Consider the following 23,898-nt stretch of genomic DNA (forward strand, 5'->3'; position numbering starts at 1 on the left):
TCTTCAACATCAGCCTGAGCCACGGCGTGGACACCATCACCAAGCTGAGCTTCACGCTCAGCGGCCAGGTGGATGCGGGCGACATCGGCATGCCGACCGTCACCGTGGGCGGCACGGCCGTCACCGTGACCCTGGCCGGCGGGGTGTATAGCTTCGACCTGCCGATAGGCGTGACTGGCGGCATCGTCGTCACGGTGCCGACCACCGACGACGCGGTGTTCGAAGGCAACGAAAAACTCGACCTGACCGCCACGCTGAGCGGCAACACCGTCACCGGCACGCCGCTGCCGGCCGGCATCACCGACACCGGCCATGCGACCGTCGTCGACCTGAATCATCTGCCTGTGGCCAAACCAGACACGGGTACAGGCAACGAAGACCAAGGTCTGATTACCGGCAATGTGCTGAACAACGATACGGACGCCGACGTCAATCAGACCTTGACGGTGGTGAATTTCACGATCGGGGGAGTGGTCTACGCGGCCGGAGCGACGGCCACACTGGCGGGCGGAACGCTGACCATTGGGAGCAATGGCGCATTCACCTTCACGCCGGCTGCGAACTGGAATGGCGTCGTGCCGCAAGCCAATTACCAGGTGACGGACGGGGTGACGTCCGTCAGTTCCACGCTGGACATCACGGTGAACCCCGTGAATGACGCTCCGACCTCTGCAGATAACTCAGTCCATGTCACGGAAGGCCTGGTCTATACCTTCCAGAGCAACGATTTCCCCTTTGCCGACCCTGTGGAAGGGCATGCGATGCAGGGGGTTGTCATCGGCTCACTGCCGGATGCGGCTGCCGGTGTGCTGTATCTGGGCGGACAAGCCGTGACGGCAGGGCAGTTCATCAGCTTGAGCGATATCAATTCGGGCCAACTGACGCTGGTGCAAAACCCCGCGGCCGGGGGCGCGGATGCGTCGCCATCCTTCAACTTCCAGGTACGGGATGTGGGCAGCACGGCCAACGGAGGGGTGGACACCTCGGCGCAACATGAGTTCACGTTGAAGGTGGACCAGGTGGTGGGCAATGACATCCCGACGGATGTGCATAACGGGGACAACACGTTCAACGGCGGCAGTGGCAACGACATCATTCTGGGCGACTCTGGCGGCATTAAAACCGTCGTTACACCTGGCTCCAACTACAACATCGCTTTGTTGATCGACGTTTCAGGGAGTATGAGCGATGACTGGACCAATAGCCAAGGAGTGGTCCAATCGCGCATGGCTTTGGTGAGAGACGCGTTGAAAAGCTTGGTGCTGAGCGATCTTGTTGACCACAATGGGATTATCAACATCGCCTTGATTGGATTCTCCACCACCGCCTCGGTGAGAATCAGCGTCGCGGACTTGTCTTCCGGCAATGTCCAGGGCTTGCTCGATCAGATTGATTTGTTGGTGCCTACCAATAGCACCAATTACGACAATGCCTTCAAGGAAGCAACGACCTGGTTCGGTACGATGCCCACGGGGTCGTATCAGAACCTGACGTTCTTCCTGACGGATGGACAGCCTTCTTCCGGGGCGTTTTCCAACGCGTACAACTTCGCCGGGTTGAGCAGCGTGAGTCAGGTCAACAGCATCGGCATTGGTACCGGGATTAATGCGGCCATTCTTGATTCCTTTGACAATACCGCACTCACTCCTGCTGTCACGACGGTCTCCGGCAGCATCACGGTAGCGGATTTCGGTACGACGGCTCAATGGGGGGCGGCAGCATCGTGGACCACTACTGGCACGGGTACGCTGACAACCAACAGCGATCGACTGAATTTGATTGACACCACGCGTGATTCAACCGAATTCACAGCGACCGGCCCTATGTTTGTCATTAATTCCGGCAGTCAGATGAAGCTGAGTTTTGATTTCAGCAGCAGAAACTTTGGATCAGGCGATACGTTCACGTGGAAGCTCATGGAGCTTGTGGGTGGAGTGTGGACGCCGGTGGAGAGTGGGTCGCGTACCAATAGCAGCAGCACAACGATCTCGACCACGGGTGTGTATGACGGCGGTACTTATCGATTCATCTTCGGAGTGAGTGATGCAACCAGTAGTGGCGGTGATGCTCAGGTACGAATTGATAATGTTGTCATGTCGGGCACCGCATCTGTCACCACGGGTCATGCCGACATTGTGCTGATGCCGGAGGATCTCAATACCGCGCTGTCAGGCGGCGGCGTCAACAACCTGCCTGCGCCGGTGGGCAATGACATCGTCAACGGCGGTGATGGTGCGGACATTCTCTTTGGCGACGTGATCAATACCGACAATCTGCCGTGGAACACCCTGCCATCCAACCCTGTTCCCCCCGTTCAACCGCCCGCTGGCTCTGGTCTGTCCGCCTTGGTGACGTTCCTGGGCGCGCAACTGGGGCACGCGCCCACGGATGCCGACCTGTACAACTACATCAAGCTGCACCACGATGTCCTTAACGTGGCAACGGATACACGTGGCGGCAACGACACCCTGGATGGTGGTGCCGGCAATGACATCCTGTACGGCCAGGGCGGCAACGACAGCTTGATTGGCGGTGCAGGGGATGACATCCTCTACGGCGGAACCGGCGATGACACATTGACGGGAGGGGTTGGCAATGACATCTTGATCGGTGGTGCGGGCAATGACACTTTTGTCTGGAAGGCGGGGGACCAAGGTTCTGTCGCCACACCGGCCAAGGATGTGGTCAAGGACTTCGGCAATGGCGCCGATGTGCTGGACCTGCGCGATCTGCTGGTGGGCGAGGACGCTCCTGCCGCCGATCTCACCAAGTTCCTGCACTTCGAGACGCAGGTGGTGGGCGCGCAGACCAACACCGTGATCCATGTGTCGACAACCGGGGCGCTGGCGGTGGATGGCAGCAACTTCAACCAGCAAATCACGCTGGAGAATGTGAACCTGAGCACCGCTGACCAGAACCAGCTGATCAATGACTTGATCAGCCAAGGCAAGCTCAAGGTCGACGGTCATTGACAGGGCACAGGCCCTTGGTGGGCCAGAAAGGCGCACGCATGTTGCGGTGCGTGCGCCTTTTTCTGTAAGCATTCGGTGACAATGGTCCACTGTCGTCGGCGGATTGCCGGCTTTGGCAGACCATCCCACGCCGGTCCGGCGTTTTGCAGAAAGCATGGGTGTGATCCCGTTCTTGCCGTTTTCCTTTCATCGCCATACCAGGCTTTCCCGCCGCAGCCTGCTGTCCGTCAGCGTTGCGGCGGTCGGCCTGTGGGCGTTGCGTGGCGCGGTGGCACTGGACCTGGATGTGGGGCGGCTGCACCAGACCATGCAGTCCCGCTATGGCGCGCGTGGCACCCAGGCCCTGGACGCGTGGCTGGCCATGCTGCAGGCTCAGGCAGGGCGTCCGGTGGCCCAGCAGTTGCAGGCGGTGAACAATTTCTGGAACCAGACGGTGATGGCATCCGAGGACAGCGCTGTCTGGTCGCAGGCCGATTACTGGGCGACGCCGCTGGAGAGCCTGGGGCAGCGAGCCGGGGACTGCGAGGATTACGTCATTGCCAAATATTTTTCACTGATCCGGCTGGACGTGCCGGCGCAAAAGCTGCGCCTGATCTATGTGCGCGCCCGCATGGGCGGCGCAGGCAGTACCCAGAGCGTTGCCCACATGGTCCTGGGCTATTACGAGACGCCTGCGGCGGATCCTCTGGTGCTAGACAACCTCGTTAGCAGCATTTATCCGGCCAGCCAGCGCAGCGATCTGACGCCTGTTTTCAGCTTCAATGCCCAGGGGATTTATGTGGCCGGCGGCGGCAGGCCGGCGCCCGTGGACCGGATTGGTCGTTGGCAGGATTTGCTGGCGCGCATGCGCCAGGAAGGGTTCATGCCATGAGCCGAGGTCTTTTGATGATGTGCCACGAGGGCAGGCCAGCGCACGGGATGCGGTCTGTGTGGCGAATGGTGATGAAAGGACGGGAACCATGTCTTTGTTAAAGCAGTTGTTGCTGAGCGTGACGCTGGCGATCCTGGTCATCCTCTTTGGTACGCTGGCACTCAGCATCGAGTCGGCACGCCAGTACCTGGACGGGCAGTTGCAATCCGAAAGCGAGAATGCGGCATCGTCGCTGGCCTTGTCGCTGTCGCAGTCCGCGAACCAGGACCCGGTGATCCGTGAGTTGCTGATGCTGGCCTTGTTCGACAGTGGGCGGTTCAAGTCCATTGAATTCACGGCGCCCGACGGCACCAGCCTGTTTTCACGCCGCCAGGCCGAAGGCAAAGGCCAGCCTGGGCTGGCTCCGGCCTGGTTTACCCGTTGGCTTCCTTTGGCACCGGCGCAAACGGTGCGCGAAGTCAGTGATGGCTGGCGCCAGGTCGGGCGGCTTTCGATCCAGGTCGACAGCGGTTACGCCAACGATGCGCTGTGGCGCAGCAGCTCGCGCATGGCCTTGCTGGTGTTGACTGCCGGGGCTGTCTGGGCCTTGTTCGTGGTGGGTCTGCTGAACTGGTTTCGGCGTGTGTTGCGCGATGAAATCTCAGCCCAGGTGCGCAATATCGGCAGCCGGGAAGGCACTGAGGGGCTGGGGCCGCAGCCGACCAAGGCGCCGGTCGACGAGTTGACGGTGGTGGTCCGCGCCATTCGCGACACGCGCGAGCGGGTACGCGCCACCGACCAGGAGCAGACGGCACGCATCGAGTCCCTGGAGCTGGAGACGAACTGCGACGCCGTGACCGGTTTGCCCAATCGCAAATATTTCGTGCACGAGCTCGGTCGCGTGTTGCACGGTGAGCTGGGGAACGCCGCGGCCCATGGCCAGGTGCTGCTGTTCAGACTGCACGATCTGCCTGGCCTGAATGCGGGCATGACGCGCACCAGCGTTGACCAATGGCTGGTCCTGGTGGGGCAGCGCGTCCTCGCGGTGCTGGTCGAGCAGGGGCAGACCACGGCCCAGGTGGCCCGGTTGAATGGCTCGGAGTTTGCGGTGCTGCTGCCAGGCCTGCTGGGGCCGCAGGCCATGCAGGTGGTGCAACAGCTGCGCCAGGCACTGCAGGCGCTGCGCATGCCTTTGGCCGACGGGCGCTGCTCGCGCTGGAGTTACGCCTTGACGGATTACAGTCCCTCGTGCCGCGTGAGCGAGGTGCTGACGCGCCTGGACCAGGCCTTGATGGGCGGCACAGGCCACGATGAAGTGGAGTTCTTGGCGAATGAGGGCCACAAGACGCTGCGCAGTGCGGTGAGCCAGAGCCAATGGCAGCAGCTGCTGTCGACGGCGCTGGCAGCGCCAGACAGCTTGTCGCTGGCGGTGTACCGCCATGTCTACGCGGGCTCGGAGGGCGAGCATGTCCTGAATGAGGCACTGTTGGTGCTGCATGCGGCCGAAGAAAATGCGCTGGCCGGTTCGCTGTTCATGCCGGTGGCCGTGCGCCTGGGCTTGTCGGCTGCGTTCGATCTGCGGGCGGTGGCGCTGGGCCTGCAGTGGCTGCGGCAGCACCCCGATGAGCGCCTGGTGCTGCGCGTGTCCTTGCCGTCCCTGGCCCATGCGGATTTCCTGGGCCAGTTGCAGGAGGTGATGCACAGCGACGCCTCGGACCTCGTGCTGCCGCGCCTGTCCCTGGAGCTGGATGCGCATGGCCTGGTCGCTTATCCGCTGGAAATGCGCGCCTGCTGCGCGGCAGTGGCGCAAGCCGGTGCATCCACGGGCTTGCGGCGCCTGGACCAGGAGCCCAAGGCCCTCGCGTTGTTGCATACGCTGGCGCTCGCCTATGTGAAATGGGGCACGCATTCCAACGAAGAGGGCTTGGAAAGCCCTGGCGGTCGCTATCTGCTGGAAGCCGTGGTGCATACGACCCAGGCACTGGGATTGCGCCTGTACGTCACCGATGATGCCGATGGGCAGGAGGTCGCGCTGCTGCGCAGCCAGGGTGCTTATGTGCTGGTGGCCCAACCGTCCAGCGCGGCCTGAGCGGGCCAGGGCAGAAAAATGCGCGGCCAGGCCTCAAGCGAGGGCCAGGATAGTGCTAGAATAGCTGGATCGACAAAAAGCACAGGCTGCTTGCGTTGAACAGTATTTGGGTGATTAGCTCAGTGGTAGAGCACTGCCTTCACACGGCAGGGGTCACATGTTCGAACCATGTATTACCCACCAAAGTCAAACCCTCTTGGATCATTGGTCCAAGAGGGTTTTTTGTTGCCTGTTTGAGCACCGCGCCAGCCGCTGGCGTCACTTCGCGAGTTGCTTGCGAAAAGCCTTCAGCTCGCGCTGTCGCTCCGCGCTGACCACCGGGTAAGTGAGCTTGAGGTCCTCCAAGGCGTTGAGCACGATCTGCGACACGATCAGGCGCGCATTGTCCTTGTCGTCGGCGGGCACGATGAACCAGGGAGAGTCCGCCGTGCTGGTGGCGCTCAAGGCCTGGCCATAGGCCTGCATGTACGCATCCCAGTGCTTGCGCTCGGCGATGTCCGCGACGCTGAACTTCCAGTTCTTGTCGGGCTCATCGATGCGCGCCAGCAGGCGCTTGCGCTGCTCTTCCTTGGACAGGTGCAGAAACACCTTGACGATGCGTGTGCCGTTGGCGTGCAAATGCCTTTCCAGGTCGACGATGGAGCGGTAGCGGCCGCGCCACACCGTGTCTTCGTCCGCCGCATCGGGCAGGCCTTCGCTGAGCAGCAGGCTGCTGTGTACGCGCACGATCAGCACTTCTTCATAGTACGAGCGGTTGAAGATGCCGATGCGGCCGCGCTCGGGCAGGTCGCGCGTGGTGCGCCAGAGGAAGTCGTGCTGCAGCTCCTGCGCGCTGGGATGCTGGAAGCTGAACACCTGGCAGCCTTGCGGGTTGACGCCGGACATGACGTGGCGGATGGCGCCATCCTTGCCCGCGGTGTCCATCGCCTGGAAGATCACCAGCAGGGCGTGGCGGTTGGATGCGTAGAGAAGGCGCTGCTGCTCGCTCAGTTTCTCGACATGCTCCTGCAGCTGCTGGCGGGAGGCTTTCTGGGATTTGTACAGCGGCTTGATCTTCGTGGCCCAGCAGTCGAGGTCGATCTCGTCGCCTTCGCGGACCTTGAATCCCTTGGTGTCGATGTTCATACAGCTCCTTGTCGTCGCCATGACCCCTGCTGCCAGAGGTCGTATGTGTGTCCAGTAGAAAGCCCTCTCGCCTATCCGGTGCTCAAGCGAGTGGAACGGCAGGGTTCAGGCTGTAGAGGCCGGTCAGGCGGGCCTGTCCCAGCACCTGTGCGGAGCCCAGCGCGTCGCGCACATTGGCACCCGTCAGCGGCCCGGCAACGTCAAGCGTGGGCGTGGCCAGGGCATAAATCGTGAAGACGTAGTGATGGACCAGCGTGTCGTTCCACGGCGGGCAGGGGCCGTCATAGCCGTAGTAGTCGCCCTTCATCTGTTCGTCGTTCGCGAACCAGCCGGTGTAGTCGTTGAGACCATGGCGCCAGCCGTCGGCGGTGGCGGGGCCGGGTTTGCCGCGCGGCGTCACGCAGCTGGAATGTGATGCGGCCGGGATTTGCGTGACCTCGGCCGGGATGTCGAGCAGCAACCAGTGGAAGAAGTCGACACGCGGCAGCGTGGCAGGAACTTCACGCCCCACCTGGTTCACGTCGTCGCCACGGCTGGGTACATCGGGGTCGTGGCAGACGATGACGAAAGACTGGGTGCCGTCCGGGGCGTTGCTCCAGGCAAGGTGAGGGTTTCGGTTCGACGACAGGGCGACATGCGCCGTGGAGTCGGGCACTGCGAATGCGAATTCGCCAGGAATCGCGTGACCGTCCTGGAAGCTCTGGCTGATGAGTTGCATGTGAAATTTCGTCCTGCGAATTGACAAGGTTGATAGGGAGGTCGATCAAGTCCGGCGGCCGTCATGCCCGATGGTTCTGCATTTCCCCGTTGCTTGACGTGCATCAACGCCATGGATAGTCGACATGGTGCACCATCCCACAAATCGTGATCGATTGCGACATGCGGGCACTGTTCCATATTGTCTTACCGGATCGGGGTCCGCAGTGGTTCCCGCGCTGACCGCGCGGGACGTTGAGCGCTTTCACCAGGCGCTTGCTTTTTCTGCGCTTGTGCAGCATCTTGATGCATCCACCGCGCCATGGCCATGTCAACGGATGCGCGATTTGACGATCGCATTGGAGTACGGGGAAAAATGAGAGTCAAGAATTCCGGAACCCGCTATAGCTCTTGCGTCATCGGCTTGCACTGGTTGATGCTGCTGCTGCTCATGGCAATTTATGCGTGCATGGAGGTGCGCGACTTCGTACCCAAGGGCAGTGCGTTGCGCGCCAACCTGAAAACACTGCACTTCCTGCTGGGCTTGGGCATTCTGGCGTTGGTGGTGGTCCGGCTTGGTGTGCGATGGGGGGCGGGTGCCGCTCCGACCATCGAGCCACGGATGGGCTGGTGGGCGGCCTGGTCTGCACGGCTCATGCACTACGCGCTGTATGCCTTCATGATCGCTACGCCGATTCTGGGGTGGCTAGCTCTGAGCGCGGCCGCCAAGCCTGTCGATCTGTTTGGCTTGCCGCTGCCCATGCTGGTCGGCGCGAATGAAGCGCTGTCCCGCCAATTGAAGGACATCCACGAAGCGCTGACAACAGCAGGTTACGTGCTGATTGGCCTGCATGCGGCGGCGGCGCTGCTGCACCACTACCTTATCCGCGACAACACCCTCCTACGGATGCTGCCCGGGAGCAACGCCCGATAAAGCCCAGGAAGCGATGAATTCAATGAAGTCACTCCACGACAGATTCCATCGCGAACGCCATCGAACGGAACACATCGGGTGGCTGCGCGCCGCCGTGCTCGGCGCCAATGACGGCATTATCTCGACCGCAAGCCTGGTGGCCGGTGTCGCCGCGGCGCAGGTCAGCCACGCCAGCATCATGACGACCGTGGTGGCCGGGCTGGTGGCTGGTGCCATGTCGATGGCCGCCGGGGAATACGTCTCGGTCCACTCCCAGGCGGATACCGAGAAGGCGGACCTTGAGCGTGAGCACCGAGAACTGACCACCGATCCCGAGGCTGAGCATAAGGAACTGACGGCCATCTATGTGCGGCGAGGGATTCAGCCGGCCCTTGCCAGCGAGATTGCGACGCAGCTGACGGCGCACGATGCCTTGGGCGCGCATGCCCGCGATGAACTGGGCATCTCGGAAGCCTTCAGTGCCCGCCCTTTGCAGGCGGCCATCGCCTCAGCCGCCAGCTTTACGGTGGGAGCTGCCATGCCGCTGGGCGTCGTTGTGCTGGCGCCGCCGCAGTCATTGCTGCCCTGGGTGATTGCCACCGCCATATTCTTCCTGGTCCTGCTCGGTGCGATTGCCGCCAGGATCGGTGGCGCTCCAATGGGTTCCAGCGCATTGCGGGTGGGTCTCTGGGGGACATTGGCCATGGCGATGACGGCCGCGGTCGGGGCGCTGTTCGGCGCGGCGCCGTAGATCGACCCGCCAAGGGGCGGGTCCGGCGACACCCGGGACTTCCCGTAGTTGAGCTTGATATGGCTGTTACATCCCCACGCCATGGTGTCCAATGGCGCGGGGGGCGATGCGCGCCCCCATTGAGCATCGCCTCGCTCATACATGCGGGGCTTCAAATTCACCTCCCATGTCATTCGCACGGCCTCGTCATGACCTCAGCTTGCACGCACCTCTCATTGAGCGGTATGGCAAGCCATCGAATTTCCGGTTTATCGGCATGCACCTGGGCCTGCCGCTGGCGGCCGTGTTGGTGGGCAGCGGCCTGCTGATGGGCGCGGGCGGCGACCAGCTGCTGGCCGACAGGATCTACAGCCTGCAAGGTGAGCAATGGGTTTGGCGCGAATCCTGGGTGACTCGCCAGCTTCTGTACCAGGGCGGAAAGTGGTTCAGCAGCGCGGCGATGCTGATGGCCGCTGCACTGTGCCTGTGGGCCTGGCTGGCGTCCTCGCGCAGTGCACGGGCTGCAGGCTTGCGCGGGCCTTTGCTGTATCTGGTGCTGGCAGGGGTGCTGGGTGCGGGGATGGTGTCGCTGCTCAAGTCGCTCACCAACATGGATTGCCCCTGGAGCCTGGAGCGCTACGGCGGTCTGCACGAATTTGTGGGTTTGTTCGAGCTGCGGCCACAGGGCATGGAGCGCGGCATGTGTTTTCCGGCAGGGCATGCGAGCGCGGGCTACGCCTGGGTCAGCCTGTACTTCTTCGCGCTGCTGCTGCGTCCCGCCTGGCGCTGGTGGGGCTTGGCCGTGGGCTTGGTGGCCGGCGGCGTGTTTGGGGTGACGCAGCAATTGCGCGGCGCGCATTTTCTGTCGCATGACCTCTGGGCGCTGGCCACCTGCTGGGTGCTGGCATTGGGGGTTTATCTGTGTTTTCGAAGATGGGGCATGGGCCCCGGTGCGTTGAGCGCCGTACCCTCGGGAGCCTGCGCATGAGTACGCTGAATCCTCCGCTTTGGCCCAGGCTGGCGCGCTTGCGTGACTGGCGTCCGCAATTCTGCGTCGAGCGCCTGATCCTGCTCACCAGCGTCTTCTTCGCGTTGCTGTGCAATGGCTTGTTCTGGCGCAGCGCTATGGCCGTGCAGCCCGACAGTCTGCGGCTGGCCGCGTCGCTGCTGCTGGTTCTGATCGGCATGCACAGCCTGTTGATGGGCTTGCTGGTGTGGCGCTGGAATGCCAAGCTGGTGCTGAGTGTGCTGCTCCTCAGCACGGCACTGGCCGCCTATTACATGGGCAGCTTTCATGTCTATCTGGATGTGAGCATGCTGCGCAATGTGCTCGCGACCGACTTCAAGGAAAGCCGCGAGCTCATGACTTCGGCGTTGATCGTGCCGCTGCTGACGCTGGGACTGCTGCCCGTGTTGGTGGTGTGGCGGGTGCGTCTGGTGCGACGCAGCTGGGGTCGGGCCCTGGCCTGGCGCACAGGCCTTCTGCTGGCTTCGGTGCTGCTGCTCGTCGGCGGAGCCTTGCTGTCGTTCCAGGATTTGTCGTCGCTGATGCGCAACCAGCGCGAAGTGCGTTACCTCATCACGCCCGGAAACTTCCTGGTGGGTCTGCCCAGAGCGCTGCGCAATGTGCAGCCGGTCAAATCCGATGCCAAACTTCCCGTGGGCGCCGATGCCAAGGCGTTGGCGCGGGACGCGGACAGTCGGCCGCGCCTGCTGGTACTGGTCGTGGGCGAAACCGCGCGCGCCCAGAATTGGGGCCTCAATGGCTATGCGCGACAGACCACACCGCAACTGGCGCAGGCCGGCGTGATCAACTTTCCCGACATGCATTCCTGCGGCACCAACACCGAAGTCTCGGTGCCCTGCATGTTCTCGCCCTTTGGGCGGCGCAACTACGATGAAGACAAGATTCGCTCGCACCAATCGCTGCTGCATGTGCTGGAGCACGCTGGCATCGGCACCTTGTGGCGCGACAACCAATCCGGTTGCAAGGGCGTTTGTGAAGGCTTGCCCACGCAAAGCCTGACCGACGCCAAGGATGCCGCGCTGTGCACCGGAAAGCGTTGCCTGGACGAAATCCTGCTGACCGACCTGGCCGCGCAGGTGCGCGCCAAGCCGGGCGATCGCGTGGTGGTGCTGCACCAGCTGGGCAACCATGGACCCAGCTATTTCGAGCGCCATCCCGCGTCGCTGCGTCGCTTCACGCCGACCTGCGACACGGCCGACCTGGGCGATTGCACCCGCGAGCAAATCGTCAACAGCTACGACAACGCCTTGCTCTACACCGACTATTTCCTGGACCGCACCATCACTGCGTTGAAGGAGCTCGCGGACTACGACACGGCGATGATTTATCTTTCCGACCACGGCGAATCACTGGGCGAGAAGGGGCTGTTCCTGCATGGCGTGCCCTATGCGATTGCTCCGCAGGAGCAGACCCGCGTGCCGCTGGTCATGTGGTTCTCACCGTCATTTGCCGCCAGCCGCGGACTGGATCTGGCGTGCGTGCGCCAGCGTGCGCAGCGCTACACCGACCATGACAATCTGTTCCCGTCGGTGCTGGGACTGATGCAGGTGACGACCACGGCCTACGACCGCCAGTGGGATCTGTTCGCGGGCTGCGAAAGCGGCTCGGTGCGTGGCGCCGCGCACGCACCGTGAAGACCGCCGTCAGCTGCTTTGGGTCACGCCCGTTTGCTTGACCACATCCCGGAAGCGGCTCATCTCTTCGTTCACGAACTTCGAGAAGGCCTGGGGGCCGCGCGGCATGGGGTCGATGAAGGCGGTGCTGAACTTTTCCTGTACGGCAGGCAGATCGAGCACCTTCTGTATGGCGGCATCGAGCTGCTGCTGGATGGCGACCGGTGTGTTGGCCGGCACCATGAAGCCATACCAGGCACTGCCCAGAATGCCGGGCACGCTTTCGGCGAAAGTCTGCAGGTCCGGCAGCCTGGGGTTGCGCGCCGGGCTGGCAATGGCCAGCACCTTGAGCCGCTTGGCTTCGATGTGCGGCATGCAGGCAGGCATGGAGTTGATGACCATGGGCACTTGGCCGCCCACCGCATCCGTGAGCGCCATGGCACCGCCCTTGTAGGGAACATGCACCAGCTCCATGCCGGTCTTGAGCTTGAGCATCTCATACAGCAGATGGGGTGCCGAGCCCTGGCCCGGCGAGCCCACGCCGTACTGGCGCACCTGGCTGCGGGGCAGGGCCAGCAGTTCCTTGAGGTTGTTGGCCGGAAACGAAGGGTGGGCCACCAGCAATTGCGGCGATGAGCCGGTGAGCGTGATCGGCAGCAGGTCCTTGGCCGGGTCATACGACAGCTTGGGCACCACGGCGGCGTTGGTCGCATAGGCGGTGTCGGCCAGCAGCAGCGTATAGCCGTCGGCCGGGCTCTTGGCGACGGCATCCGTGCCTATCAGGCTGGAGGCGCCGGCCTTGTTCTCCACCACCACATTCCAGCCCATGGTCTCGGTCAGCTTCTGCGCGATGAGACGGCTGACGAAATCCGAGCCACCGCCCGCCGCATAGGGGACGACCAGGCGTATGGGGCGGCTGGGGTAGCTGCTGGCAAACACAGAACCACTGGCCGAAGCGGCCGCCAGGGCAGCGGCGCCAGCGACGAAATCGCGCCGGGAAAGGGATTGCATGACGAGTCTCCTGAAGTGTTCTGGTGGGGAAATGGCGCTCAACGCTCAGTCGAGCAGCGACCGCGCAGCGAGTTGGAAACCCAGAGCCGCTGCATCGATGTCGGCGGGGGCTATATGCCTGTGGGTGACCAGGCGGATGCGGCGCGGGCCCCATGGCCGGATCAGCACGCCGTGCCTCTTGAGCTCCTGCGCCCAGACCTGGCTGTCGGGAACGTTGGTCGGAAGCTCCACAAAAACGATGTTGCTGGCTGGCCGGGTGATGCCTATGCGGTCCGGGCGTATCTTGCCCAGGGCGTCGCTGAGGCGGCGCGCCAGTGCATGGTCCTGGGCCAGTCGCTGGGGCATGGTCTCCACGGCTTCGAGCCCCGTGGCGGCCAGCACGCCGATCTGGCGCTGCGTGCCGCCCAGCATCTTGCGCAACTTTCGCGTGCGGGCGATGGTCTCGGCCGGCCCCACCAGCACCGCGCCCGCGGGCGCGCTCAGGCCTTTGGAAAGGCAGACCGATACGGTGTCGGAAAAGCGTGCGACCGCGGCGACGCTCACCTGCAAGGCCACGGCGGCGTTGAAGATGCGCGCGCCGTCGATGTGCACGCGCGCGCCCGCCGCTTGCGCGATTTCACAGACCGACTGCATGTGCGCCAGGGGCAAGACGGTGCCGCCTGCATTGACGTGGGTGGTTTCCATGCACACCAGCTCCGTGCGCAAGCTGTTGCCGGGCTGCACGGCCTGTGCCAGGGCGTGGAGATCCATGGCCCCGGCAACGCCGGCGATGCCCTGGTACATGACGCCGCACAGCGTGGCGCCGCCGCGTTCCGTCAGGAACATATGGGACGTGCTTTCCATCACGACCTGGCTTTGCCGGCCGGCTTGCGCCAGAACGGCCAGCAGGTTGCCCATGGTGGCCGTGGGCACATACAGTCCGGCTTGCTTGCCCAGCAGGTCGGCAGTGCGCGCTTCGAGCTCGCGGGCCGTGGGGTCGCCGTCCAGGCCGTCGTCCCCGAGCCTGGCGCTGCGCATGCGCTCGTACATGGCGGGCGTGGGCTGCGTCACCGTGTCGCTGCGCAGGTCGATGAAGTCAGCGGAGTCGTCCTCCACGGGCGGGGTTTGCGGGAGGGTGGAGGTGTTGCCGAATGTCATGGAGTCAGTATTGCAGCGATCTCCTGATTCTTAAAATGCGTATTCATCTATGCCATATACAATTTTGATATGACAACTCGAAGCATGTCTCTCAAGCACATCGAAGCCTTTCGCATCGTCATGCAGACAGGCTCGATGACGGAGGCCGCGCGCCGGCTGCATACCTCCCAGCCGCAGGTGAGCCGGCTGGTGTCCCAGCTGGAAGCCATCGTGGGCTTTGCGCTGTTCGAGCGCTTTGGCACGCGGCTGCAGCCGTCCATCGATGGCAAGCGCTTTTTCCAGGACGTGGAGAAAGCCTTTGCCGGCTTGCAGGGCCTGGAAGGCGCCGCGGCCAATATCCGCTCGTTCGGGGGCGACCGGCTGGCGGTGGCGGCCATGCCGCGCATCGCCGGCGGCATGCTGAGCCGGGCGGTGGCGCAGTTCAAGGGCGACTATCCGGAGGCGCTGATCACCATCCATTCAGGCGCGGCGGCCACGATCAATACCTGGGTGAGTTCCGGTCTGTGCGAGCTGGGTCTGGCCATCCTCTACGGCGACGATCCGCCAGGCATGGACGTTGCCACCTTGCTGAACATGGACTGCGCCTGCGTGCTGCCCAGGAACCACCGGCTGGCCGGAAAGAAGCAGATCCAGGCCGCGGATCTGGACGATGAGCCCTTTGTGTCTTTCCCCGTGGGTAGCAGCCCGCGCGAGCGCATCGACCGCATGCTGCAGGCCCAAGGCGTCAAGCCGCGCACCGTGCTGGAGTCGGATCTGGGGGCCTCGGTGTGTTCGCTGGTGGCGGCCGGCCTGGGCGTGAGCGTGATCAACCCGCTGGCCGCGCTGGAGGAACAGCGCAATCTGGACCTGGTCGTGCTGCCGCTGCGGCCCGCGATTTCGGTGCGCCTGGCGATCTTGCTGCCCCCCGATGGCCAGCGTTCGCGGCTGGTGGCGGCGTTCACGGACCACGTCAAGCGCGTGATCGCTTCCGATCTGCAGCACATCGGGCCTTTCAGGCGCTAATCAGCTGTCCGGCTGCAGCCCTATCTTGGGCAACAGATCCGCGTAGAACCGGTAGTCGCTTTGAATCGCCTGCTGCAGCTCGCCGGGCGGGCGCCAGTCGGGCAGGGTGCTGATGCGGCGCAGCCGGGCCTGGGTTTCGGGCTCCTGCAGCAGGGCGTGCAGGGCCTGGGACAGGCGGGCGTTGATGGCGGCCGGCGTGCCCCGGGGCGTCAGCAGCGCCCAGCTCGGGCCCGTGGGACGTGCAATCTGAAAACCCGTGTCAGGCAGGCTGGGCACATTCGGCAGCTCGGGGTGGCGGATGTTGCCGAAGGTGGCCAGAGGCACGACCCGCCCGGCCTTGATCAATGGAACGGCCGCGCCGTCGATGACCATGTCCACCTGCCCGCCGGCCAGGGCCGCGACGGCGTCGGCCGAGCCCTTGAACGGCACGTGCAGCAGGCGGATACCGGTCTCGCGCTGGATGATTTCGCCCGCGATATGGCCGAAGGAGGCCAGCCCGGCCGAGCCGTAGGTCAATTTGCCGGGCTGCGTCCTGGCCAGCTTGACCAGTTCCGCGAGCGTGGCAACGCCCAGGTCCTTGCGCACCGCCACGACCGACAGGTACTCCGCGACGGCGCCAATGGCGTCGAAGCTGGTCTTGGGGTCGTAAGGCAGCTTGCGCCGCAGATGGGGCAGCACGGTGAAGGCCGTCACGGCGCCGAGCAGCAAGGTGTAGCCATCGGGCGCGGAGCGGGCCGCCAGCTCGGTGCCTATCTGGGTGGTGCCGCCGGGCTTGTTTTCCACGATCACCGTCGCATGCAGGTTGGCGCCCAGCCGATCCGCCACCAGGCGGCCCAGATTGTCGCTGGTGCCTCCGGGCGGGTAGGGCACGATCAGGCGGATGGGGCGGTCCGGCCAGGCGTCGGCGCCGGCATGGGCGCCCTGCGTGAGCGCGGCGCCGGTGGCGGCAAGTACCGAAGACAGAAAAAGTCTTTTGTGCATTCTGTTTTCCTCTTCTCAGTAATCCATGGTTCAGCGCATCACCCACAGCCCACCCAGAGTTTCAGCTCAGGGCACCGAGCAAGGGCCGCCCCGCAGCGAGGGTGCCGTCCCCCTCCACCGAAGGATGAGAGGGGGAAGCGGCGTCAGCCGCTCAGGGGGTGCTTCTTCTCAGTCGACATGGATGTTGGCGCGCGCGATCAAGGTCTTGAAGAAGCTGCTGTCGTCCTGGATCTGCTTGGCAAACGCCGCCGGGCCGACAAACTCGGGAAACTGGCTCATCTTCAGCAGCAGCTGGCGGGCTTCTTCGGTGGCGAGGATTTTTTGCGTTTCCGCGGCCAGGCGTTCCACGGTGGGCTGGGGCGTGCCTTTGGGCGCGAACAGGCCGAACCAGCTGCGGGTGTCGATGTCCAGGCCTTGCTCGCGGATGGTGGGCACATTGGGCAGCTCGGGGTGGCGGGCCTTGCTCATCACGGCGAGGGCTTTGACCTTGCCGGCCTTGACCTGGTTGAGAGTGACAGGGTCATACATCATGTCGATGCGTCCGCCCATGAGGTCGCCCAGGGCTTCGGCGGAACCTTTGTAAGGCACATGCAGCATATCGATGCCGGCCTTGTACTTGACCATTTCCCCGGCCAGATGGGTGGCCGTGGCGGGCCCCGCCGAGCCGAACGTGAGCTTGCCCGGCGCCTGGCGTGCGGCGGCGATCAGGCCGTTGAGGTCGTTGAAGGGCGCGTCCTTGCTGGCCGTGGCAATGGAATAGCTGCCCGACAGCTGGGCGATCGGCACGAAATCCGTGAACGGCTGGTAGCCCACTTTGCGCAAGTGGGGCGTGATGGCAAACACGGCCGTGGGCGCGATCAGCAAGGTGTAGCCGTCGCCGGGGGAGCGGGCCGCCAGCTCGGCGCCAATGGTCGCACCCGCGCCGCCCTTGTTCTCCACCACCATGGATTGGCCTACCGCGCGGCCCAGCTTGTCGGCGATGTAGCGCGCGATGGCGTCCGAGTTGCCGCCGGCCGGGTAGGGAACGATGACGCGGATGGGCTTGTTCGGCCAGGCCGCGGGCTGGGCCCAGACGGTGGGGCCGGCGAGCAGGGCGACAGCGGCGCCCAGGGGGGCGATGAAAGAACGCAATGCAAAAGTCATGGACAGGCTCCGATTCGTCTGGGACAGGGTGGGATCAGCGGCCGGAGTACAGCGGCGTGCGCTTTTCGCGGAATGCGGCCATGCCTTCCTGGATGTCGTTGCTCTCGCGCACCACGTTGAGCTGGCGCATGGTCTCGGCCATGGCTTCCGACGGGCTCTTGGGCAGCACATGCTGGTTGACGAAGCGCTTGATGGTGGTCAGCACCAGGGGCGCGGACTGGGCCAGCGTCTGGGCCTGCTCCATGGCGACTTCGACCTGCTTGCCCACGGGTGCGATTTCGCTGGCCAGGCCTACGTCGTAGGCGCGCTGCGCACCCACGGGGCGGCCCAGCAGCATCAAGTCCATGGCCACCTTGTGCGGAATGCGCGCGGCCAGGCCGGCGATCATGCCGCCGGTGAAGCCCAGCTTGGCTTCGGGGTAGGAGAACTTGGTGTTCTCCGCCGCCACCAGCAGGTCGCACATCATGGTCAGCACCATGGCGCCGCCCACGACCCAGCCGGCCGTGGCCGCAATGATGGGCTTGTCGGTGGTGAAGCCCGAGCCGGGAATGCAGCGCCACAGTTCGGGCAGGTTGCTGACGTCGGCGCCCGACGAGAAGGCGTCATCGCCAGCGCCGGTGATCACCGCCACGCGCTGCTCGGATGCGTCGAACTCGGCGAAGCCGGTCTGCAGCTCCAGCGCCGTGTCCTTGCAGATGGCGTTCTTGCGCCCGGGGCGGTTGATGGTGAACAGGGTGACCTTGCCGTGGTGTTCTATGGTGATTTGGGGCATTTTGTTTGTCTCCGGGATGGTTTTTTGAAGGATGGAAAGAAAGCTCAGGCCTGGCCTATGCGCGCGCGGGCGTCCACGGCGACCACGCCCTGGCCTTGCAGGCGTACCTTGAGCGGGTTGACTTCGATCTCGAAGTCGCCGCTGGCCTGGTCCAGGTCGTGGGCCAGCCAGCCCAGGCGGACGATGGTGTCGACGATGGCGTCGACATCCAGTGCTGCGCGACCGCGGTAGGCGCCCAGCAGGGGCGCGATTTTCAAGGCCAGCACGGCGCGGCGTGCGCTTTTCGCATCGACGGGCGCGGGCAGCACGGCAATGTCCTTGAGCAGCTCGACCAGCACGCCGCCGGCGCCAACCACGACCTGGGGCCCGAACTGGGCGTCGCGCCGCGCGCCGACGATCAGCTCCAGCTCGCCGCTTTCCTGGGCCTGCAGGGAGTAGCCGTCAATGCGTGCCTGGGGCGCGGCCTGGGCCAGGCGGGCCTGCATGCGTGCCAGCCGGGCGCGCAGATCGTCGGCATCGGCGATGTTCAAGGCCACGCCGCCCACGTCGGACTTGTGGGCGATGTCGGGCGAAGCGACTTTGAGCACCAAGGGATAGCCGATGTCCGCGGCCGCGGCCACGGCCTCGTCGGCACTGCGCACCAGGCGTTCGAGGTTGACCGCAATGCCCGCCTGGGCCAGCAAGGCCTTGCTGGGGCCCTCGCCCAGTGCGCCCTGTGCGGCGGCCCGGGTCACGGCCATGCCGGCCGGGCGCACGGGCGTGTCGGCTGCCTGGTGGTTGGACCAGGACTTCCAGGCCTTGAGCATGTCCATGGCTTCGGCCAGTGTGTCCACATAGGGCAGGCCGCGCTCTATCAGCATGGCGCGCGCGGGGGCGGCCACGCGCCCGGGCAGCATCACGTACAGCGTGGGCTTGTGACCTGCGGACGGGCGTTCGGCGCCGTCGGCCAGCTGGCGGGTCAGGCCGGGAACGTCAGGCGCCGTGGTCAGCACCATCAGGCCCAGGTCGACCGCCGGGTCGCTCAACGCAATTTCGGCCGTCACCACCCCCAGCTCCGCCGTGCCGTCGTGCTTGCGCCCGCCGATATCGATGGGGTTGGCGGCCTGGCCTTCGGCGTAGTGCTCGGCCAGACCGGTTTGCGTGGCGGCGTTGAAACGCGCCAGGCCTATGCCTGCATGGGACAGTTGATCGGCCGTGATCGCGCCGCCACCGCCGGAGGTGGTGATCAGGGCGACGTCGCGCACGCGGCGATTCGGGTAACGCACCATGGCGCGCGCCAGGCTCAGCATGTTCAGCGGATCGTCCATCATGACCACGTTCTCGCGCTCGCAAATGGCCTTGAGCGCCGCGTAGTCGCCGGCCATGCTGGCCGTATGGGAGTAGGCCGCGCGGCTGCCATCGTCGGTGGCGCCGGCCTTGACCATCAGCCAGGGCTTGCCAGCGGCGCGCGCACGCCGCGCCAGGGCCACGAAGCGCTCCGGCGATTTGATGCCTTCGACATAGCTGCAGATCACCTCGGTGCGCTCATCCTCGATCAGGAACTCGACAAAGTCATTGAGCTCCAGGTCGGCCTGGTTGCCCACGGACACGCAATGCGAAAAACCTATGCCCATGCCATGGGCCCTGTCGAACAGCGTGCCCATCAGTGCGCCGCTCTGGCTGATGAAGCCTATGGGCGCTTCGATCAGCTGCTCCACATTCAGCGCTGGCGAAGAGCACAGCACCAGCTTGTTGACGGGGCTGATCAGGCCCAGGCAGTTGGGGCCGATCAGGCGCATGCCGTACTCGGCGGCCGTGGCCACGATGTCCTGCTCCAGCGCCAGGCCTTCGGGTCCGGCGTCGGAGAACTTGGAAGTGATGATGATGCCGGCCTTGGCACCGCGCGCCGCGCAGGCCGCGATCTCGGCTTTCACCTTGTCGCGCGGCAAGGCCATGATGACCATGTCGGGGGCCTCGGGCGTCGCGTCCACGTTGGGAAAGGTCTTGAGGCCGAACAGCGTGTCCCGCCCGGGGTTGATGGGGTAGACCGCGCCCGCGTAGCGGTGCTGCAGCAGCGTCTTGTACAGGCGGCCGCCGAATTTGCTCTGGTCTTCCGAGGCGCCGATCACGGCCACGGAGCGCGGGTTGAGCAGGGTCTTGAGAGGCGTGGGAAACAGGGGTGCGTTCACGGTGATCATCCTGAAAAAAGACGAAGAGAAGGCGTTTAGCTCTTGCGCTGGGCGGCCCGGTAGGAAACGATGCGTTCGCGCAGGCCGGCGCGCGCGGCCGACTGCACCAGCCGCGCCAGGTCTTGCGCATCGCCGGCATCGCCGCGCGGCCGGCGTGCAGTGCCCAAGGCGGCGTGGATGGCGCGGTAGGCGGTGCTGTCCAGCCGCTGTACGCGCTCCTGCAAAGCGTTCAGAGCGTCGTTCAGCGCGTCGGCCGGCACGGTGCGTGTGGCCAGTCGGGCTTGCAGCGCGGTGGGGTGATCGACCGTCGCGCCGGATTGCAACCACTGCGCGGCCTGCTGGGCCCCGACGAGGTCGCCCAGGCGTGAGGTGCCCAGCACCAGGCCGAAGCCCACGCCGGGAAACGCAAACTGCGCTTCGTCCACGACCCAGCGCTCGCTGCAGGCGGCAAACAGGTCGGCGCCGGCGCCCATGGTGCGGCCGTGGGCCAGGGCGAGCGTGGTGAACGGCGCGGCATGCACTGCTTGCAGCAGCAGTTCGACGCGGGTGAAGCGGGCCAGCAGGCTGTCGTCGGTTTCGTCGCCCAGGTCGGACAGATCGAAACCGGTGCAAAAGTGCCGTCCTTCGCCGGACAGCACCAGCAGGCGCAGGCTGTCGTCGGCGCTGGCCGCCTGTACGGCCGCGGTCAAGGCGCCCACCAGCTCGGCGGACAAGGCATTGCCCTTGTCGGGGCGGTTCAGGCGCAGGTGCAGCGTGGCGCCGCTGCGCGTGGCGATCAGCGCGGTGGCATCACTCATGCGGACTCCTTGGCCCAGAGGTTGGGCGTGAACAGGTTGGAGTAGCCCGAGACAAAGGGTTTGACTTCCCCGGTTTCGGGAACGAAGACATGGCGCGCGATGCGGCCGATGTTGCCGCCGTACAAGTGGATGCTGATCGACGGGCGGTCGTCATAGGCATTGCGCACGAGGTGGATGTCGCCGAGGGTGGGCGAGACGCTGTCGATGTCGCCGGGATGCAAACGCAGCTCGGGTCCGCTGGGAACGAGGGCACCGTTGGCCTGGCGCGCATAGGCCTGGCCACACTCGCTGCCGCGCAGCATGCCTATCAGGCCCCAGACCGTATGGTCGTGGACTGGCGTTTTCTGGCCCGGCCCCCAGACAAAGCTGACCAGCGAAAACCGGTCCAGCGGGTCGCCGTAGAGCAGGTGCTGCTGGTAGTACTGGGGATGGGCGGCCGCCATGGCTTCGGGCAGCCAATCGTCGGTGGACACCAGATCGCGCAGCAGCGGCGTGGCGCCGGCCATCAACCGGCTTTCGTCGCCGGGGTGGGCATCGACCAGACGCGTCATGGCCGCCACGAAATGGAGTAAACGCTGCGCGGCCATCAGGCGGACTTTCCGGCGAACTGGTCGCGCACTTCCTGGGTGTGCTGGCCCAGCGCGGGCGGCATGCCGCGGATCGCAAAGCCCTGGCCGTTGAGTCGCACGGGCGAGGCAAAAGTCTGGGTCTGGCGGCCGTTGGGCAGCTCCAGCGGCTGCACCCACTGCATGTATTCAGTTTGTTCGTCGGCCAGCGCCGCCGCGTAGTCGTTGATGCGTGCATGCGGCACGCCCGCCGCATTGAAGGCGGCTATCCAGTGCGCCACGGGCTGCTGGGTGAATACCTGCTCCAGGATGTCCTTGAGCGCTTCCTGGTGCTGGGCGCGGTCGGTGGTGCTCAGAAAGCGCGGGTCCTGGGGTAGATCGGGCAGATTGACCACGCGGCAGACGTCCAGCCACAGCTTGTGGTTGCCAGCGGCAATGGCGAAGTAGCCGTCGCCCGCGCGAAACGCCTGGTAGGGCGCGTTGCGCGGATGGGCCGAGCCGAGCTTGACGGGGCTGCGCTGGTTGCCGAAGAACTCGCTGGTCTGCAGCGCCGCGATACCCAGCGTGCAGCCGAACATGGGAATGTCGATGTGGGCGCCTTTGCCGCCGGCGCGCACCTGGGCCAGCATGGCCGCGATGGAAAACGCCGCATATAGGCCCGAAGCGAAGTCCGACAGCGGCACGCCGCATTTGACGGGTGCGCCGCCGGGCTCGCCGGTGACGCTCATCACGCCGGCCGCGGCCTGGATGGTGAGGTCGAAACCGCCTTCGCCCGAACGCGGGCCGCTTTGGCCGTAGGCCGAAATCGAGCAGAACAGCAGCTGCGGCCTGAGCTCGGCAAAACTGGCATAGCCCAGGCCCAGTCGGTCCATCACGCCCGGGCGGTTGTTCTCGACGACCACATCGGCCTCGAGGATCAGCTTGCGGGCCAGCGCCAGATCTTCGGGGTCCTTCAGATTGAGCACCACCGAGCGCTTGTTGCGGTTGAGGGCGGCGAAATTCTCGCTGAAGCCGGCGTTGAGCGGCGGCCACTGGCGCAGGCCGTCGCCCGTAGGCGGCTCGATCTTCACCACATCGGCGCCCATGTCCGACAGGAGCATGGTCGAGAAGGGGCCGGAGGCGGTCGAACAGAATTCGACGACGCGCACTCCGGACAGGGGCAGGGCAGCGGTCTCGGTGGTTTTCATGGCATGGGGGCGGCGAACAGGCGGTCAAAGAGGGTTTGCAAGGCTTTCGCCCTGGGCGTGCAAACGATCTTATGGTCGTTCTTGAATTGATAACAACAGTTCTATTATGTGGAAATGTTGATCACCAACCCGCATTGAAATTCTGTGCCACGCAGGCGCTGTGCCATGGCCGCTTGCCCAGGATGTGACCCATGGCTGCATAGATCATTCCGGAGATTTCTGAAATATGGAACGACAGTTTTATAATTTGAAAATGCCATAAACATCCATCAGGAATCCGCCTGAAGCAATGATTTCTGGCATTCACCGGGCGACATCCATGAACAACACCCTCGTCAAGGGACTGTCCATCATCGAACTGCTGGCCCATAGCGACAGGGCGCTGGGGCTGACGGAAATTGCCACCGAGCTGAACCTGGCCAAAAGCAATGTGCACCGGCTGCTGCAGGCGTTGACGGAAACGCGCTACATCGTGCGCGACGAAAGCAGCGGGCGTTACACCGCGGCCATCAAGCTCTGGGAACTGGGCTCGGCCGTGCTGTCCAAGCTGGATTTGCGCGTGCATGCCGAGCAGGTGATGGAGCGCTTGCTGGCCCAGACCCGGGAGACGGTCCATCTGTCCGTGCTCGACGGCGATGAGGTGGTCTACGTGCACAAGCTCGACAGTCCCAACCCGGTGCGGGCCTATACGCAGATCGGCGGCCGGGCGAGCGCGTCCTGCGTGGCCACGGGCAAGGCCATGCTGGCGTTCCGCTCGGCCGATGCCTTGCAAGTCCTGGCGCAGACCCTGGTGGCGCGCACCCCGCAGTCCATCGTCGATGCGGACAAGTTCCTGCAGGAGATGGCGCGCGTGCGCAGCCAGGGTTTCGCCGTGAACAAGGGCGAATGGAGCGAAAACGTCTGCGGCATCGCTTCGCCGGTGACCGATGTCAGCGGCCATGTGGTCGCGGCCCTGGGCCTGTCCGGGCCGAAAGAGCGTTTCAAGGCCGCGCAGATCAAGGAATTCGCACCGCTGGTAGTGGAAGCCGCGGCGCAGATCTCGGAGCGATTGGGTGCCCGGTATGCGGTTCCGCTGTGGCGCTGAATTCTGAAATGTAGAACATTTATTTCGAAATATGG

General features: G+C 64.6%; 20 protein-coding genes and 1 tRNA gene. 10 read left to right on the top strand and 11 right to left on the bottom strand.

Annotation, left to right across the window (positions count from 1 at the left end):
• Positions 1-26: 26 nt before the first annotated feature.
• From N0K08_RS23250 to N0K08_RS14075, 4 genes are all read left to right on the top strand, one after another.
• Positions 27-2,972, top strand: coding sequence for a type I secretion C-terminal target domain-containing protein (locus tag N0K08_RS23250; protein ID WP_315968010.1), 2,946 nt, complete (start codon positions 27-29; stop codon positions 2,970-2,972).
• 154 nt (positions 2,973-3,126) lie between these two features.
• Positions 3,127-3,843, top strand: coding sequence for a transglutaminase-like cysteine peptidase (locus N0K08_RS14065; RefSeq protein ID WP_261501020.1), 717 nt, complete (start codon positions 3,127-3,129; stop codon positions 3,841-3,843).
• Between the two features lie 88 nt (positions 3,844-3,931).
• Positions 3,932-5,911 (top strand): bifunctional diguanylate cyclase/phosphodiesterase, encoded by a 1,980-nt coding sequence (locus N0K08_RS14070; protein ID WP_261501021.1) that lies wholly within the window; start codon positions 3,932-3,934, stop codon positions 5,909-5,911.
• Positions 5,912-6,019: 108 nt separating this feature from the next.
• Positions 6,020-6,094 (top strand) — tRNA-Val (locus N0K08_RS14075).
• Positions 6,095-6,169: 75 nt separating this feature from the next.
• Here N0K08_RS14075 and N0K08_RS14080 read toward each other — a convergent pair.
• Both N0K08_RS14080 and N0K08_RS14085 read right to left on the bottom strand, forming a co-directional pair.
• Entirely contained in the window at positions 6,170-7,036 is an 867-nt protein-coding gene (locus tag N0K08_RS14080) for an ADP-polyphosphate phosphotransferase (RefSeq protein WP_261501022.1), read from the bottom strand.
• An 82-nt stretch (positions 7,037-7,118) separates the two neighbouring features.
• Complete coding sequence (locus tag N0K08_RS14085) at positions 7,119-7,754, bottom strand: YbhB/YbcL family Raf kinase inhibitor-like protein (protein ID WP_261501023.1); 636 nt, start codon at positions 7,752-7,754, stop codon at positions 7,119-7,121.
• A 354-nt stretch (positions 7,755-8,108) separates the two neighbouring features.
• On the opposite strand from N0K08_RS14085, the gene N0K08_RS14090 reads away from it, so the two are divergent.
• The 4 genes from N0K08_RS14090 to N0K08_RS14105 all read left to right on the top strand — a co-directional run bounded on the left by N0K08_RS14090 (position 8,109) and on the right by N0K08_RS14105 (position 12,036).
• Positions 8,109-8,666, top strand: coding sequence for a cytochrome b (locus tag N0K08_RS14090; RefSeq protein ID WP_261501024.1), 558 nt, complete (start codon positions 8,109-8,111; stop codon positions 8,664-8,666).
• A 22-nt stretch (positions 8,667-8,688) separates the two neighbouring features.
• A complete protein-coding gene (locus N0K08_RS14095) occupies positions 8,689-9,396 on the top strand; it encodes a VIT1/CCC1 transporter family protein (protein WP_261501025.1) in 708 nt (235 codons plus the stop codon).
• A 199-nt stretch (positions 9,397-9,595) separates the two neighbouring features.
• Positions 9,596-10,363: a phosphatase PAP2 family protein gene (locus N0K08_RS14100; protein WP_261501026.1), complete on the top strand. Its 768-nt coding sequence runs from the start codon at positions 9,596-9,598 to the stop codon at positions 10,361-10,363.
• Positions 10,360-12,036 carry a phosphoethanolamine transferase gene (locus N0K08_RS14105; protein ID WP_261501027.1) on the top strand — a complete coding sequence of 559 codons (1,677 nt, stop codon included), beginning with the start codon at positions 10,360-10,362 and terminating at the stop codon, positions 12,034-12,036. Before N0K08_RS14100 ends, N0K08_RS14105 begins: the two co-directional genes overlap by 4 nt.
• 9 nt (positions 12,037-12,045) lie before the next feature.
• On the opposite strand, the gene N0K08_RS14110 is transcribed toward N0K08_RS14105, so the two are convergent.
• The gene (locus tag N0K08_RS14110) at positions 12,046-13,026 is read right to left on the bottom strand and encodes a tripartite tricarboxylate transporter substrate binding protein (RefSeq protein ID WP_261501028.1); all 981 of its coding nucleotides are present in this window, start codon (positions 13,024-13,026) and stop codon (positions 12,046-12,048) included.
• A gap of 45 nt (positions 13,027-13,071) precedes the next feature.
• Entirely contained in the window at positions 13,072-14,163 is a 1,092-nt protein-coding gene (locus tag N0K08_RS14115) for a threonine aldolase family protein (protein WP_261501029.1), read from the bottom strand.
• 84 nt (positions 14,164-14,247) lie between these two features.
• On the opposite strand from N0K08_RS14115, the gene N0K08_RS14120 reads away from it, so the two are divergent.
• Positions 14,248-15,165: a LysR substrate-binding domain-containing protein gene (locus N0K08_RS14120; protein WP_261501030.1), complete on the top strand. Its 918-nt coding sequence runs from the start codon at positions 14,248-14,250 to the stop codon at positions 15,163-15,165.
• Here N0K08_RS14120 and N0K08_RS14125 read toward each other — a convergent pair whose 3' ends face one another.
• From N0K08_RS14125 to N0K08_RS14155, 7 genes are all read right to left on the bottom strand, one after another.
• Entirely contained in the window at positions 15,166-16,146 is a 981-nt protein-coding gene (locus tag N0K08_RS14125) for a Bug family tripartite tricarboxylate transporter substrate binding protein (protein WP_261501031.1), read from the bottom strand.
• A gap of 168 nt (positions 16,147-16,314) precedes the next feature.
• A complete protein-coding gene (locus N0K08_RS14130) occupies positions 16,315-17,289 on the bottom strand; it encodes a Bug family tripartite tricarboxylate transporter substrate binding protein (RefSeq protein ID WP_261501032.1) in 975 nt (324 codons plus the stop codon).
• 34 nt (positions 17,290-17,323) lie between these two features.
• Positions 17,324-18,061, bottom strand: a complete 738-nt coding sequence (locus N0K08_RS14135) for an enoyl-CoA hydratase/isomerase family protein (protein WP_261501033.1) — start codon at positions 18,059-18,061, stop codon at positions 17,324-17,326.
• A 44-nt stretch (positions 18,062-18,105) separates the two neighbouring features.
• Complete coding sequence (locus N0K08_RS14140; RefSeq protein ID WP_261501034.1) at positions 18,106-20,229, bottom strand: acetate--CoA ligase family protein; 2,124 nt, start codon at positions 20,227-20,229, stop codon at positions 18,106-18,108.
• 35 nt (positions 20,230-20,264) lie between these two features.
• On the bottom strand, positions 20,265-21,026 hold the full coding sequence (locus N0K08_RS14145) for an enoyl-CoA hydratase/isomerase family protein (protein WP_261501035.1): 762 nt from the start codon (positions 21,024-21,026) through the stop codon (positions 20,265-20,267).
• Positions 21,023-21,613 carry a cysteine dioxygenase family protein gene (locus N0K08_RS14150; RefSeq protein ID WP_261501036.1) on the bottom strand — a complete coding sequence of 197 codons (591 nt, stop codon included), beginning with the start codon at positions 21,611-21,613 and terminating at the stop codon, positions 21,023-21,025. Before N0K08_RS14150 ends, N0K08_RS14145 begins: the two co-directional genes overlap by 4 nt.
• Complete coding sequence (locus tag N0K08_RS14155; RefSeq protein ID WP_261501037.1) at positions 21,613-22,779, bottom strand: CaiB/BaiF CoA transferase family protein; 1,167 nt, start codon at positions 22,777-22,779, stop codon at positions 21,613-21,615. The genes N0K08_RS14150 and N0K08_RS14155 overlap by 1 nt, the downstream gene beginning before the upstream one ends.
• Before the next feature lie 319 nt (positions 22,780-23,098).
• Between N0K08_RS14155 and N0K08_RS14160 the strand changes: the two genes are divergently transcribed.
• The gene (locus tag N0K08_RS14160) at positions 23,099-23,863 is read left to right on the top strand and encodes an IclR family transcriptional regulator (RefSeq protein WP_261501038.1); all 765 of its coding nucleotides are present in this window, start codon (positions 23,099-23,101) and stop codon (positions 23,861-23,863) included.
• Positions 23,864-23,898: the final 35 nt, after the last annotated feature.

Origin of the sequence: Acidovorax bellezanensis, from assembly GCF_025421555.1 — a bacterium.
Classification (GTDB): Bacteria; Pseudomonadota; Gammaproteobacteria; order Burkholderiales; family Burkholderiaceae_C; genus Comamonas; species Comamonas bellezanensis.

What these genes read in the sequence shown, in the direction of transcription:
- N0K08_RS14095 (WP_261501025.1), top strand. Translation starts at nt 8,689, where the DNA reads ATGAAGTCACTCCACGACAGATTCCATCGCGAACGCCATCGAACGGAA.
- N0K08_RS14155 (WP_261501037.1), bottom strand. Translation starts at nt 22,779, where the DNA reads ATGAAAACCACCGAGACCGCTGCCCTGCCCCTGTCCGGAGTGCGCGTC.
- N0K08_RS14070 (WP_261501021.1), top strand. Translation starts at nt 3,932, where the DNA reads ATGTCTTTGTTAAAGCAGTTGTTGCTGAGCGTGACGCTGGCGATCCTG.
- N0K08_RS14150 (WP_261501036.1), bottom strand. Translation starts at nt 21,613, where the DNA reads ATGGCCGCGCAGCGTTTACTCCATTTCGTGGCGGCCATGACGCGTCTG.
- N0K08_RS14080 (WP_261501022.1), bottom strand. Translation starts at nt 7,036, where the DNA reads ATGAACATCGACACCAAGGGATTCAAGGTCCGCGAAGGCGACGAGATC.
- N0K08_RS14145 (WP_261501035.1), bottom strand. Translation starts at nt 21,026, where the DNA reads ATGAGTGATGCCACCGCGCTGATCGCCACGCGCAGCGGCGCCACGCTG.
- N0K08_RS14130 (WP_261501032.1), bottom strand. Translation starts at nt 17,289, where the DNA reads ATGACTTTTGCATTGCGTTCTTTCATCGCCCCCCTGGGCGCCGCTGTC.
- N0K08_RS14125 (WP_261501031.1), bottom strand. Translation starts at nt 16,146, where the DNA reads ATGCACAAAAGACTTTTTCTGTCTTCGGTACTTGCCGCCACCGGCGCC.
- N0K08_RS14065 (WP_261501020.1), top strand. Translation starts at nt 3,127, where the DNA reads ATGGGTGTGATCCCGTTCTTGCCGTTTTCCTTTCATCGCCATACCAGG.
- N0K08_RS14110 (WP_261501028.1), bottom strand. Translation starts at nt 13,026, where the DNA reads ATGCAATCCCTTTCCCGGCGCGATTTCGTCGCTGGCGCCGCTGCCCTG.
- N0K08_RS14105 (WP_261501027.1), top strand. Translation starts at nt 10,360, where the DNA reads ATGAGTACGCTGAATCCTCCGCTTTGGCCCAGGCTGGCGCGCTTGCGT.
- N0K08_RS14115 (WP_261501029.1), bottom strand. Translation starts at nt 14,163, where the DNA reads ATGACATTCGGCAACACCTCCACCCTCCCGCAAACCCCGCCCGTGGAG.
- N0K08_RS14135 (WP_261501033.1), bottom strand. Translation starts at nt 18,061, where the DNA reads ATGCCCCAAATCACCATAGAACACCACGGCAAGGTCACCCTGTTCACC.
- N0K08_RS14090 (WP_261501024.1), top strand. Translation starts at nt 8,109, where the DNA reads ATGAGAGTCAAGAATTCCGGAACCCGCTATAGCTCTTGCGTCATCGGC.
- N0K08_RS14160 (WP_261501038.1), top strand. Translation starts at nt 23,099, where the DNA reads ATGAACAACACCCTCGTCAAGGGACTGTCCATCATCGAACTGCTGGCC.
- N0K08_RS14085 (WP_261501023.1), bottom strand. Translation starts at nt 7,754, where the DNA reads ATGCAACTCATCAGCCAGAGCTTCCAGGACGGTCACGCGATTCCTGGC.
- N0K08_RS14120 (WP_261501030.1), top strand. Translation starts at nt 14,248, where the DNA reads ATGTCTCTCAAGCACATCGAAGCCTTTCGCATCGTCATGCAGACAGGC.